Source organism: Streptococcus panodentis, from assembly GCF_017884005.1.
Taxonomy (GTDB): domain Bacteria; phylum Bacillota; class Bacilli; order Lactobacillales; family Streptococcaceae; genus Streptococcus; species Streptococcus panodentis.
The window spans coordinates 1-13,188 of sequence record NZ_QFAY01000043.1; the positions used below are offsets into that span (position 1 = coordinate 1).

The 13,188-nt window shown below is 42.1% G+C and carries 10 protein-coding genes and 4 pseudogenes; 12 read left to right on the plus strand and 2 right to left on the minus strand.

Annotation, left to right across the window (positions count from 1 at the left end):
* Positions 1-219: 219 nt before the first annotated feature.
* The 4 genes from DHL47_RS12880 to DHL47_RS12895 all read left to right on the plus strand — a co-directional run bounded on the left by DHL47_RS12880 (position 220) and on the right by DHL47_RS12895 (position 3,277).
* On the plus strand, positions 220-915 hold the full coding sequence (locus tag DHL47_RS12880) for a TIGR00266 family protein (RefSeq protein WP_128834859.1): 696 nt from the start codon (positions 220-222) through the stop codon (positions 913-915).
* Between the two features lie 145 nt (positions 916-1,060).
* Complete coding sequence (locus DHL47_RS12885; RefSeq protein WP_128834857.1) at positions 1,061-1,555, plus strand: beta-class carbonic anhydrase; 495 nt, start codon at positions 1,061-1,063, stop codon at positions 1,553-1,555.
* Between the two features lie 100 nt (positions 1,556-1,655).
* A complete protein-coding gene (locus DHL47_RS12890) occupies positions 1,656-2,522 on the plus strand; it encodes an ABC transporter permease (RefSeq protein ID WP_209552145.1) in 867 nt (288 codons plus the stop codon).
* Positions 2,519-3,277, plus strand: coding sequence for an ABC transporter ATP-binding protein (locus DHL47_RS12895; protein WP_128834853.1), 759 nt, complete (start codon positions 2,519-2,521; stop codon positions 3,275-3,277). The genes DHL47_RS12890 and DHL47_RS12895 overlap by 4 nt, the downstream gene beginning before the upstream one ends.
* 441 nt (positions 3,278-3,718) lie before the next feature.
* On the opposite strand, the pseudogene DHL47_RS12900 reads toward DHL47_RS12895, so the two are convergent.
* Positions 3,719-4,288 (minus strand): annotated as a pseudogene (locus DHL47_RS12900) (M protein trans-acting positive regulator PRD domain-containing protein); the annotation flags it as partial.
* Between the two features lie 915 nt (positions 4,289-5,203).
* Positions 5,204-6,418 (minus strand): annotated as a pseudogene (locus DHL47_RS12905) (FtsK/SpoIIIE domain-containing protein); the annotation flags it as partial.
* Here DHL47_RS12905 and DHL47_RS12910 point away from each other — a divergent pair.
* From DHL47_RS12910 to pflA, 8 genes and pseudogenes are all read left to right on the plus strand, one after another.
* A pseudogene (locus DHL47_RS12910) lies at positions 6,409-6,579 on the plus strand (Asp23/Gls24 family envelope stress response protein); the annotation flags it as partial. The pseudogenes DHL47_RS12905 and DHL47_RS12910 overlap by 10 nt on opposite strands.
* A gap of 76 nt (positions 6,580-6,655) precedes the next feature.
* Complete coding sequence (locus DHL47_RS12915) at positions 6,656-6,859, plus strand: CsbD family protein (RefSeq protein ID WP_209552146.1); 204 nt, start codon at positions 6,656-6,658, stop codon at positions 6,857-6,859.
* A 969-nt stretch (positions 6,860-7,828) separates the two neighbouring features.
* Positions 7,829-8,596 carry a MurR/RpiR family transcriptional regulator gene (locus DHL47_RS13590; protein ID WP_128834849.1) on the plus strand — a complete coding sequence of 256 codons (768 nt, stop codon included), beginning with the start codon at positions 7,829-7,831 and terminating at the stop codon, positions 8,594-8,596.
* A gap of 108 nt (positions 8,597-8,704) precedes the next feature.
* A complete protein-coding gene (locus DHL47_RS12925) occupies positions 8,705-10,357 on the plus strand; it encodes a PTS transporter subunit EIIC (protein WP_128834847.1) in 1,653 nt (550 codons plus the stop codon).
* Positions 10,350-11,135, plus strand: coding sequence for an HAD-IIB family hydrolase (locus tag DHL47_RS12930; RefSeq protein WP_164828337.1), 786 nt, complete (start codon positions 10,350-10,352; stop codon positions 11,133-11,135). The genes DHL47_RS12925 and DHL47_RS12930 overlap by 8 nt, the downstream gene beginning before the upstream one ends.
* Positions 11,132-11,989 carry a glycerophosphodiester phosphodiesterase family protein gene (locus DHL47_RS12935; RefSeq protein WP_128834843.1) on the plus strand — a complete coding sequence of 286 codons (858 nt, stop codon included), beginning with the start codon at positions 11,132-11,134 and terminating at the stop codon, positions 11,987-11,989. The genes DHL47_RS12930 and DHL47_RS12935 overlap by 4 nt, the downstream gene beginning before the upstream one ends.
* Positions 11,990-12,113: 124 nt before the next feature.
* Positions 12,114-12,806, plus strand: a complete 693-nt coding sequence (locus DHL47_RS12940; RefSeq protein ID WP_128834841.1) for an MgtC/SapB family protein — start codon at positions 12,114-12,116, stop codon at positions 12,804-12,806.
* Positions 12,807-12,938: 132 nt separating this feature from the next.
* Positions 12,939-13,075 (plus strand): annotated as a pseudogene (gene pflA, locus DHL47_RS13490) (pyruvate formate lyase 1-activating protein); the annotation flags it as partial.
* Positions 13,076-13,188: the final 113 nt, after the last annotated feature.

Here is a 13,188-nt window from a genome sequence, read left to right on the forward strand (position 1 = left end):
TCAGCTACCGCGTCAAGAGTTTTTTACCAAAACAAAGCGAAACTGAAGGACTTTTTATACGGTATCTTCCAAAAGATGCATCCCTCTGCGGGTGAGGGCACAGCCATCATGGGAGTCTGTCTCAGCCTCTTTCTTTTCTTTTTTTGACACTCAGTTTTCCTTTGTCCAAAATATAGGAAAATGCTATAATCAAGTCATAATCAAAAGGAGGCACCGTTTATGCAATTTTCTATGGACAGCAACATGCAGTTTCCTCTGGTGGAACTGTCGCTTCATCAAGGCGAAACGGTCTTTATTCAGCGCGGCAGCATGGTTTACCATACGCCCAATGTGACCCTGAGCACCCAACTCAATGCCAGCGGTTCCGGTTTGGGTCGGTTTGTCAAGGCGGTAGGACGCTCCATGGTTTCGGGTGAGAGTACCTTCATTACTCAGGCTGTGGCCCAGACCAATAACGGCTACCTGGCTTTAGCGCCCGATGCTCCGGGTCAAGTCATTCCGCTTTATCTGGGAGAAAAGCAATACCGGCTTAATGACGGTGCTTTTCTGGCCCTTTCTGGCACGGCTTACTATACGATGGAGCGCCAGTCTGTGGGCAAGGCTCTCTTTGGCGGTCAGGGCGGCTTCTTTGTCATGACCACTCAGGGTCAGGGAACGCTCTTGGCCAATGCCTTTGGCTCTATCAAAAAAATCGAGCTGCATAACCAAGAAGTGACCATTGACAATGCCCATGTAGTGGCTTGGAGTCAGTCTCTGAACTACAATATCCATCTGGAAAATGGCTTCTGGCAATCTATCGGAACGGGTGAAGGCGTGGTCAACACCTTCCAAGGTACTGGTGAAGTCTATGTTCAGAGCCTCAATCTTCAAACTTTTGCCGGCTCACTCAGCAAGTTCATTCCAAAAGGCTCATAATAAGAAAACGAGGATAGGTGACCAAGTGAAAAGCTGGTTTTATCTGTCCTCGTTTTTTATGAAAAGCTGACAGCTGACAAATGCCGAAAAAGATGGTAAGATAATAAAAAATCATTTGAATATCAAAGTATCAGCGAGGAAAAGCATGTCGTATTTTGAAAATTTTATGAAGGCCAATCAAGCTTATGTTGATCTGCATGGGACGGCCCATCTGCCTATCAAGCCTAAGACCAAGGTGGCCATCGTCACCTGTATGGACTCCCGTCTTCATGTGGCTCAGGCGCTGGGCCTGGCCTTGGGGGATGCCCACATTCTGCGCAATGCCGGCGGCCGCGTGACCGAGGATGTCATCCGCTCCTTGGTCATTTCCCAGCAGCAGCTGGGGACGCGGGAAATCGTGGTTCTGCACCATACAGACTGTGGGGCGCAGACCTTCAAAAATGAAGAGTTTGCAGCTTATCTTCAGCAAGAGCTGGGCGTTGATGTCAGCAATCAGGACTTCCTGCCCTTTAGAGACGCAGAGGAAAGCGTGCGCGAGGATATGGAGCTGCTGCGGCAGTCACCGCTCATCCCAGCCGATGTGGAAATCTCGGGTGCGGTTTACGATGTAGATACCGGCCGGATGACAGTTGTGGAGTAAGGTTTAGGGAGCTTCTTTTCTCTGCTGCGCGTCAGCATTGCTCTTAGCTCCTTTTTTGTGTTAAAATAGGGATACGATTTTAATTAGTTAGGATAACAGTATGATTCTTTCCATCATTTCACAGGGCCTGGTCTGGGCCATTTTGGGTCTGGGCATTTTTATGACCTTTCGGATTCTGGGCTTCCCGGATATGACCACTGAGGGCTCCTTTCCTTTGGGCGGGGCGGTGGCCGTCACTTTGATTACCAAGGGGGTCAATCCTTTTTTGGCAACGGCGGCGGCTGTTGCAGCTGGCTGTGCAGCCGGTCTGGTGACAGGGCTGCTCTATACGAAGGGCAGGATTCCTACCCTGCTGTCAGGGATTCTGGTCATGACCTCCTGCCACTCGATTATGCTGATGCTCATGGGAAGGGCCAATCTGGGACTCCTTGGTTCCAGCCTTATTCAGGGCTTTCTGCCTTTTTCCGGAGAAATCAACAATCTCCTGACAGGTCTGATGTTTGTCAGTCTGGTCATTGCAGGCTTGCTCTTTTTTCTTGATACCAAGCTGGGGCAGGCCTATATCGCGACGGGAGACAATCCTGATATGGCCCGCAGTTTCGGCATCCATACCGGCCGCATGGAGATGATGGGGCTCGTCTTGTCCAATGGCGTTATTGCTCTGGCGGGGGCACTGATTGCCCAGCAGGAAGGCTATGCGGATGTGTCGCGCGGGATTGGGGTCATCGTGGTCGGGCTGGCCAGCCTGATTATCGGCGAGGTCCTCTTTAAGAGTCTGACTTTGGCCGAGCGTCTGCTGACCATTGTCGTCGGCGCCATTGCTTATCAGTTTCTCATCTGGGGCGTCATTGCGCTGGGCTTCAACACCAGCTATCTCCGCCTCTACAGTGCGGTTATCTTGGCTGTCTGCCTCATGATTCCGACCCTTAAAAATAAAGTCTTCAAAGGAGCCAAGTTAAGCAAATGACAGTCATTGTAGAATTAAAAAATGCCAGCAAAATTGTAGACAGCGGCTTTGATGAAGAAAAGGTCATCTTAAACGATGTTTCGCTGGAGATTCATGAACACGATTTCATCACCGTTTTGGGCGGCAATGGGGCCGGCAAGTCCACTCTCTTTAATGTCATTGCCGGAACCCTGCCCCTGACCAGCGGCAGCATCCGGATTCTGGGCGAAGATGTGACCAAGTTTTCGCCGGAAAAGCGGGCCAAGTATCTGGCCCGGGTCTTTCAGGATCCTAAAATGGGCACGGCTCCCCGCATGACCGTAGCGGAAAACCTCCTCATAGCCAAATTCCGAGGGGAAAAGCGAGGGCTGGTACCCCGTAGGCTCAACAGTTACAGGGAAGAGTTTCAGGCGACGATTGAGAAAATCGGCAACGGTCTGGACAAGCATCTGGATACGCCGATTGAATACCTTTCGGGCGGGCAACGGCAGGCACTCAGTCTCCTCATGGCGACCCTCAAGCGGCCGGAGCTGCTGCTGCTGGATGAGCATACCGCGGCGCTGGATCCCAAGACCAGTGTCGCCCTCATGGAGCTGACAGATGATTTTGTCAGCCGTGACCAGCTGACAGCCCTCATGATTACCCATCACATGGAGGATGCCCTCAAGTACGGCAACCGCCTCATTGTCATGAAGGACGGCCGAATCATTCAGGACCTCCAGCAAGAGGAAAAAGCCAAGATGACCATCGCCGACTACTATGGCTTGTTTGAATAGGCTTGCTCAGAGTTTTGTAAAACCAAGAGTTAGATCAATAATGCTCAAAAGGATCTAGTTCTCTATTATATAGGATTATATCCTTTTTCTTCAAATTGCCCTAATATATTAATAAAAACCGCAATCTAGCGGTTTTTGAGACTGAAGACAAAGTTATCCAAAGTCTTTCCTTAAGTGAGTGCGGACGGTAGCGACTTCCTTCGGAATTCCATACCTAAGATTTGAGCCTAAAGTCTCAAATCTTCCGAGCGCCTGAAACTAAAGAGTTTCAGGCGCTTTTCTCACAGCGGAAAGACTTGGTTGATCTTTGTTTTAATTATAGCAATGAGCTTTTTCTTAATTCTTTGTAAGAATTAAGAAAATTTTTACAAAGAAAATGGAATTTGTCTACGTTCTGAAAAACCGCAATCTAGCGGTTTTTTGTTATAAAAATCGTCTAAATCACTCGTCTATTCGAATAAACATCATTGCGTTAAGTAAGGAGATGAGTGCGACCGTATTAATATTATTGGAATAGATCAGTCTCTTGTTCTCAATAGGAGGAATAATAAAATTAGAAATGATGATATCGTAAGGTGATTCTTTTAAAGAATCGATTGATAGTTCTAATTTATTCCAAACTTCAAGTTCAAAATTGTTGCTGCAATAATAAGAAAGTGTCTCTGCTACGGATTTAGCATGATACTGATCAAAATTACTCATGACTAAAACCTTTAATTTAGGTTGATTTTGTAAAAGATTCAGCACTAAATGTTTGCTATGAGTGATAAAAGTATAGGATAGATGGTTGACTTTCATTTGATTACTATAGACATCCAAAGTCTCTAGATAATGTTCAATCCCTTTTTTAATATCTGAAACAAACTGAGGGAAAATATTTTGAAAGTTCTTGATTGTATTCCCTTTTTGATCAAACAGAATAAACTCTGTAGATAGTTCCTGACGGTGCAGATGTGCTGTATTATGCAAATGCCAAATAAGATTGTCCCTGTTGTCTATTTTAAGATTATAGCTTATTAAACAAGTGAATTCATTTTTGAATATTTTACAATATTTGAAATAAAATTATCCAGATATTCCAAATAACAATTGTAAAAATGTGCATTTTATAATTTAACTTCTTACTGTAATATGTAAACATCATCTGCATGCTTCCAATAATAACCCCACTAAATGTGAGAGATAAATTTGGAATTAGGCTGGATAGTGAGATAGTCATTATTCCTAGAGATAAATCTGATAAATGTAATCTTGAATAAATTTGTAAGATGGTTGTAGATAGTCCGTGTTTCTCAAGTGGTTTTATCCCATTAACTGGATAAACCATATTTCCAATTGTCAGTATAATACCTATCCAAGCAAAAATACAATATAGCAAACTAGCAATAATTATTGCTAAGCTAAAATGGTTTCCTTGTTTATACGATAAAACGAAGAAAATGATGTAACTACTAAATAAAAATGATGCTATCGCCAATAGCTCATCACACAATTTGAGAATTATTTCATGGGATTTTATCCATTTTGCAGTTTCTGTTAAAAATGACATTGATTGTGAGATGTACGCTAAAATAATCCTTGAAATACTTAACATTAAAGTTGATACAATTACAATTAAAGAGATACTCATGTTAAACCTGACCAAACCAATCTTTTAATGATTTTATTATACCATTTTTGCTATTTTGTCGTCGATTTTTATTTTTTCAAGGAACGTAGGTTATTTGTTATCCTTGTGTTTATGCTTACTAGGCTAGTCATTGGGATAAGAACAGCCTTTTTAGGACTTGTGTTAGTTTTAACCCCCCTATTAGTATCGGGAGGTTAAGCCCTTTTGGGGCGTGCCTAGGGCACACCCCAAAACGCCCGCTTGTCAGCTCGGTCGGGCAGGTCGGACGGGCGCTGCCCTGACCTTGACCTTCGTGCCTACGCTGGCTCAGGAGGTGTTTCAAAGTGCTGAAGGACAACTTGCTTATAAGGCAAGTCGGCCTGTTCTTTCTCTGCCACAATTTCCTCCAACAAAGCAATGTCTGCTTCATCTAGCATAATACGGTTATCCTCTCTTGTGAATGTATAGTCCTGTTCTTCTATGTATTTCACAAGATTTCGTAAAGTTGAAATTGGAATATTTGATTTCTTGGCAAAGTCATTCAGAGGAAGTAGGGAAGATTCTACTTGTTCAACGGGCAAGTCAGATGATGAAGTTTGTGTGGTCTCTGTTGTCTCTAATAGTGGGTCATTTAAAACAGCTAGTTTCTTATATTCTTCAAAGAAAGAAAAGCCTTCCTCAAAGGGGACAGTAGGTGAATAAAATTCCCTAGCTACCTCCCCACCATTTGCAATATAACCACGACCGAAAATTTCCTCCCCGTCAATTTCATCAATCTTTTTAAAAACTTTATTCGCGTTAGCATCCCCAAACATCATTTTATTCCCAACGTCTTCTAAGTGACCAACAGAAATTCGTTTCATAAATTGGTCACGTAAAGACGTTTTGAGGTATTTTCCGTCAGGACGTTGCATAGCAACAATCATGATTACCCCAGATTGGCGACCTTTCAAAATCAATTCGGTTAGGTATTCTATAAAGTCTCCAGATGATTGGTAATCTCGCTCTAATTTAGCAGCTAAGGCTACCAACTCATCAATAACGATAAAACGAGGTTTCAGCCCATAAGCATAATACTTTTTCCCTGCCTGATAATCAGGGTGACTAGTCATGTAATCATAACGCTTGTCCATTTCCTGCTCAGCAAGCTTTAAACAAGCTAACATTTCTTTTTTATCCCAGTAAACACGACCTTTAAAGACAGGAATCTGTTTTAATCCGACAAAGTCAGAGCGTTTCGGGTCAAGGATTTCCACATAACCAATTTGAGCTAAAACCCAAATCAGAATCATCAAGAGAACCGTTTTACCGCCACCCGTTCCACCACCAATCAGTAAGTGTGGGTGTTTATTGAAATCCCAATAGACATCTTTCATTAGGCGGATTCCCTTATCTGTCATCTTAACATCAAAGATAGATAAGCGCCCTGAAAATTGGTCAATGGCAATGGTGTAGGAAACATAGCCTTTGGTGAATTGCTTATTCATAAAGTCTCCGTCAAACATAATTTCAAGAGGTTTTTCAAGAGCGAGTGACAGATGTTGCTGAATCAACAGGCGAATTTGCTTCAGAGCAATTTGAAAAAGCAAAATCTGGACTTAGCGGTGGTTTCTCAGCCGTTCAGGAAAAAGTAGGTGAAGGTGTTGACGCCGTTAAAGACGCTGCATCAAAGGAAAAAGCACGCGTTCATTAATCCTCTAACTGGGATTAGGAATTCGTATATTGTTTTATTTCTTTAAAAATTGAAATTGACAACGGAGGTCTAAATTATGTCTGCAGAAGAAAAATTCAACCAAGCTAAAGGCTCTGTTAAAGAAGGCCTAGGCAAATTAACTGGTGATAAAAAAACAGAAAAAGAAGGAGCTGCTGAAAAAGCAGTTTCTAAAGTTAAAGAAGTTGCAGTAGATGCCAAAGATGCTGTTGAAGGCGCCATCGAAGGCGTTAAAAATATAGTTAAAAAAGACGATAAATAAGGCCAATCGTTGATTTTCCTTATAAAAAGTCTTTGTTAATTCTAATCACTGACAAGAATTATCTACATTCTAAAGGAGGCCTCATTTTGTGGTCTCCTTTCCTTTTTGCTTGCACTCTGGATAGAAAAAATATTTTAAAATTTCTTGAGTGTAAACGCTTGCAAATAAATCTGCGCTGTATTATAATAAGGGTAAGGAAACAGGAAGAAAGGGAAACATTTTACTTTGTCTACGATTTGCTTTGCTGATAGCTAATTGTTTGTAACATATAAGTAGTTGCTTTACTGAACTATTGGTTGATTCATTAGATAGGCCTGCTTAGCTTATCTAAGTATAACGATGGTATAGAAAGTAGAAGCTTTTAGATGGTTTTCAGACTTCGAGAATTAACTCAATAGTTGCTTTATTAAATATAGTTCTGTTGCTAAGATAAAAGAAAATCATTAGCGGTTAAAGGAATTAGAAATTTTATAAATAACACCACAAAAACAATAAATCAAAAAATTGTTATTCAGTTACACATTGGGTGAACTGATTGCTCTCACTATCAGCAAGGTAAGTCAGACCTCCAGCCGCGTCAGGCTGGGGGTCGTTTTTTGCTGCGGCGGGTATGCCGTGCATCTGGGGTGAAAGTCCTTTGGGGCATCCGCTGCCGGTGAAGCCGATAGCGACTCCCAGGCCTGCCTATCGTGAGGCAGCGGATTACTACTCTTCGAAAATCTCTTCAAACCTGTCAGCGTCGCCTTGCCGTACTTTTGAGGCTTCCTCTCGGAAGTTTTATCTGTCACCTCAAAGCAGTGCTTTGAGCAACTGACACTTCCTAGTCTGCTGATGATTTTCATTGAGTATAAAACATACTGTTTTAAGTCTGACACTGGAAATCAGGATTGTCATTTGAAGAGTAAAGGGCTCAAGTCGCTTTAAAATATGTTATAATAGTTTTAGAAACTAGCAAAGAAGAGGCCGCCTGTGACGGATATTTATAGAACCATCAATGAAAACTATGATCGACTCTCTGATGCCGAGCAGGAAATTGTAGATTTTATTTTAAAATATGAAGACGTTGAAAAACTAAAACTAAAGACTATCGGAGAGCATCTATTTGTTTCCAATGCGACGATTATCCGAGCGGTAAAAAAACTAAACTGTGACACTTTTACAGAGTTGAAATACGCTCTGATTGCTTCGAAAAAGATTAATCAGACTCCACAAACATCACAGGTAGATGATTTCTCGCTGATTTTGGAAATGATGAAAGGAGACTTTCTAGCCACCATTGATTTGGTGGATCAGGAGCTCCTGACTCGTATTTGTGAAGAGATTTTAGGTGCTAGACGAATTTTTTGCTTGGGAACAGGATCAAGCTCTCAAGTAGCTTCCGACTTAAATCGCAAGCTCAAACTAATCAATCTTTGGTCCAATGATTACATTGACTATTTTTCGATGGAACGGATTCCTGAGATTGCCAACCAAGATGATGTTCTAATTGTCTTTTCTCTAAGTGGCAATGTTGAGGATTTTAATGAAATGCTGTTAAAGGCAAAAGGAAAGGGAGCTGGTATCATTGCTATTACCAGTCTGGCTGCTAGCCCTCTCAAGCGAATCAGCACGCATACGCTTCATGTCTATAACAGTACCCATACACGAACCAAGCTTCGTTCACGGCTCATGCTCTATCTGATGAGTACCATTTTATATGAAAAACTGCTCTTGCAGCAAGCCACCTCTAAAGAGTAAAAAAGTACTCTTAGAGGTCTTTTTTTCCTTTCCCTCATTTTTTTCCCTAAAATAGTCTTTAAAAATGGAGGAATGATACAATAGAATCAAGAAAGGGACGGTGATATTATGGCATCGAAAAATAAAGTCATTCTTGCGTTTGAAGAGTTCGGGCGCGTATTGTTACTACCAGTTTCCATCTTGCCTGGAGCTGGGATTATAAAAGGAATTGGGGCAGCTTTTACCAATGGAACAACCTTGGAAATGTATCCATTTTTGCAAAATGAAGCCTTCCAATTTTTAATGAATTTATTTGTAGCTTTGGGAGATGTTGTCTTTTCTCACCTGCACGTTATTTTCGCAGTTGGGGTAGCTGTTGGGCTTGCAAAGAAAGAAAGGGGTTCTGCGGCTCTTTCTGGTTTAGTTGGGTTTATCGTACTGCACAAGGTTTTAAATTTCCTTTTGACCCAAACAGGGAGTTTGGTGACTCAGGGAGATTTAGCCCCGGAAGCCTATCGCTTGGCCATGGCTGCGCAAATGCAGACCAGCGTTCTAGGGATTCAAACCATGGACTTGAATGTTTTTGGAGGAATTATTACCGGCCTAGTCGTTTATTATGTGCACAAGAAAGTGCTCAATGTCAAAGTCCCGCAGGTTCTCTCTTTCTTTAGTGGTCCTCGCTTGGTACCGCTTGTTGCCATTCCTGTCATGGCTGTTGTGGCTTCTGCTCTCTTTTTAGTTTGGCCATTTGTGCAACAAGGAATTACTGCTTTCTCAGGTCTTGTTGTCAAAACAGGCTATGTGGGAACCTTCTTGTATGCGATTTTAGAGCGCTCTCTCTTGCCGTTTGGTCTTCATCATGGCTTGAATCTTCCTGTTATGACGACCGATCTTGGAGGAGTATGGACCATTGCTGGTGAAAAAATCGGAGGAACTTTGAATGCTTATATGGCATCCTTGACTGATCCTTCTATTTTGAATATTGATCCAACCATTACTCGTTTTAATGCAGGGAAATTTGTTTACTTTATGTTTGGTCTGCCTGCTGCAGCTCTTGCGATGTATCGGACTGCAAAGCCTGAAAATAAGAAAACAGTGGCCTCTCTTCTAACTGCGGCTGCAGCAACTTCCTTTATCACAGGGATTACAGAACCCTTGGAATTCACTTTCCTCTTTGTTGCGCCAATGCTTTATGGTGCGCACGCACTTCTTGCAGGTTTGACTTCTGTAGTGACTGAGTTACTTGGTGGTGCGGTCATGGCGCCGATGGGACATGGCTTGATTAACTTTTCGATTTATGGATTAATCCAAGGTGGTAAAACTCACTGGTATATTATCCCGCTTGTGGGTATTGGCTGTGCCTTCTTGTACTACTATGTCTTCAAATTCATGATTTTGAAATTTGACTTAAAAACTCCTGGACGGGGCGATGCTTCAGAAGTCAAACTTTCTAACCGCAAAGAAGTAGAAGCGAAATACCAACATCATGAAGAATCGGCAGCAAATGCTCAAGAATCTGCCCTTAGAAAGCAAGCAAGAGCTCTCATTGCTGCTCACGGTGGGTATGACAATATTGAAAATGTTGACGCTTGTATCACTCGACTGCGGATTAACGTCAAGGACCGAGCGCAGGTTGATAATGATCTCATTGTCAATCATTTAGAAGCCTTGGGCTTTGTGGAATCTGGCATGCAGATGCAGTCCATCTATGGGGGTAAGGCCAATATCTTAAAGAATGAAATTCTGGACATCTTTAAAGAGGAAGGGCGAGTCCATGACTGATAAGAAAATCAAGCTATTTATAGATATTGATGGTACCTTCGTCTTTGATTCTTCGGCGGTTGCAAGTGAGGATTTAAAAGCCTTTCGGGCTGCTAGTCACTATAGCCAACTGATTATTGCGACTGGACGATCTTTGAAGGAAATTACCTATGTGGAAGAAGTCAATGATCTGTCCTTGGATTATAAAGTTGCCTTTAATGGCGGCTATATTGTGGATGCTAAGGGTCAAGTATTAGAAGATCGTCAGATTTCAAAGGAACGCTTAAAAGATTTGATCCAGTATTTAAAAAATCATGGGGTCACCTTTGATGCCCTTGATAACAAGGAACGTTTTGGAAACTTTAAACAGGAAAATCAAAATGAGTTGCTAGGCCTGAACTATGATTATATGGACAATCCTTATGATGAAGCTTTGAAACGCACCGTTTATAAGATCAATCTCCGTCCAGATGACTTGGAGCAGGCTTGTCAAATCACCAAGGATTTAAAAGCTCTGTTTCCAGATTTGTCCATCTTTCGGGTTGGAAAGAGAAGAATTGAGATTTCTGCCAATCATACCTCGAAAGGGCAGGCTCTTGAACAGTTGAGTAAAGGAAGCTTTAGCGTGGCTATTGGGGATTCTGAAAATGATACCTCTATGTTTGACGCAGCGACCATTTCTTACTGCATGGCTCATGCTCCAGAAGATGTGAAGGCTCATGCCACTTATGTCGTTCCACGATTTAGGGATGCTATTTACCATTTGATTGAGCACTTTATAAAGGAGAAGGCAGTATGATTGGACAGGAAAGCTACAAGGAAGTGAATCACTTTTTAAACCAAGAGTTGGGAAAAAAGAAGGTCTTGATTGCTGTTCACAGAGGAAGTTCAGCAGGAAATATTGTGGAGAATACCATTCCAGCTTATGAAGCTTCTCTCCAAATGGGAGGCGACATCGTCGAAGCTGATGTTTTTAAAACCAGCGATGACAAACTCTATCATTTCCATAATGGCATGGAGAGAAAAAATTTTCAAAAAGACTTTGATATTCGTAGATTATCGAGTCAAGAACTGAAAGATTTGGCTTATTGTAACAGTAATTTATCTGCCATTTCCTATCCTGTTGAAAAGTTAGAAGACACGCTGCGTTATTTTAAGGGACGCTGTTTGATCAACATTGATCGGGCCTGGGACTTTTTTTCACTGGTATGTGACTTGGTCAAAAAAGAAGAGATGGTGAATCAGGTCATTTTAAAGGGACCTCTTGAGGAAGAAACACTTCGCTTTTTCGCAGAAGAGGAAACTAAGTTTCTCTTTATGCCCAAGATTAGTAAGCTGTCTCAGCTTGAACTCTTGAAGCAGTATCCAGATGTCAATATTATCGGAGTGGAAATCAAGGCTGAAACAGAAGCAGATGATTTTTACCAAACAGAGAATATTCAAAAGTTAAAAGAAGCTAACCTCTGTGTCTGGATTAATGCATTGACTATGAATGATGAAAAGAAATTGTTTGCTGGTCATGATGACAATGTCTCCATTTTGAAGTCAGAAGATGAGGGCTGGGGGATCCTCTTGGAAAAGGGAGCAGACATTATTCAGACCGATTGGCCTAGTTTAGTGTCTCAATACCTTGTAAAAAGAGGCATCATATAAAGAGTTGGATTGGAATTGGTCAAGCAAAGATGGTAAGTAGCTAGAGGTTGAAGACTCGGTCCCAACCTCTAGCTTTCTTTCAAGGAAAGAGAACAGCACATGAAATGAAAAGAAGGGAGACTAAATGGAGAGTATTGGGCAATGGATCGAACGGGAGGCGGTTATTCAGCATTTTCTGATTATTTTTTTAGCGGTTGTCTGTGGCTGGGCAATTGGCTATGAACGCAGTGCTAGAAATAAGCAGGCGGGAATCAAAACCCATATCATCGTGGCAGTGACATCGGCCTTAATGATGATTATTTCAAAAGAAGCCTTTTTAGACACACCTAATTTTGACACTTCACGGGTAGCAGCCCAAATCGTCAGTGGAATCAGCTTTATCGGTGGCGGCATTATCTTTATGCGGGACAAAAAGATTAGCGGGATTACGACTGCTGCAGGTGTTTGGGCGACTGCTGGGATTGGGATGGCGATTGGAGGCGGCATGTGGTTGCTGGGCCTTGTTTGTACGCTTGTAGTGGTGATGATTCAGCTCTTGACCCACGCTAGTCAAAAAAATAGTGGGGATTTTGAAATCAGGATTGTAGGAGAGACTGCAGATAAGACAACACTTAGTCAGCTCTATACCTACTATCACTGTGAACAGTACCACTCGATCAAGATGGAAATGAAACAGAGTGAACAGGAAGAACTCTATGAGATAACGATTTCTATCGAGCAAGACCAGAGCTTTCATCTGGCAGATATTGAGAATTTCCTAAAAAGTCAAGAACTCGATCTGGTCGTCAAACGCTTTGTGGTGCGTAGCGTCAAATAAAAACGGAACACATTGTGAAAGTGAAAAACAGACAACATTTCTTGAATTTCACCCTAGTCGTATTGTTAAAACAGTTTCAAGGAAAGCGAAAAGACGTCTGAAGAAACAATCAACTACAGTCAAGTAACAAGAATGGTGCATTCGACAGAGAGTTCTGAATCGGTGGATGGTTCAGGGGTTCGCTTTTTTGTCTTTTTCAGGGATGTCAGTGCTGCCGTAATCCTGATAGCCGGGCTATGGAGACCGATAAATCCAGAGAGTGGTCGGTGATGAGAAGCCTTTGACTATCGTAGTTTTTTGGGGCAATGAATCAATAACGCAGTTCTTTTGCCTTGATTTCATCATATTTCAGAGGTATAGTTATAAAAAACAGCCCGCTAGC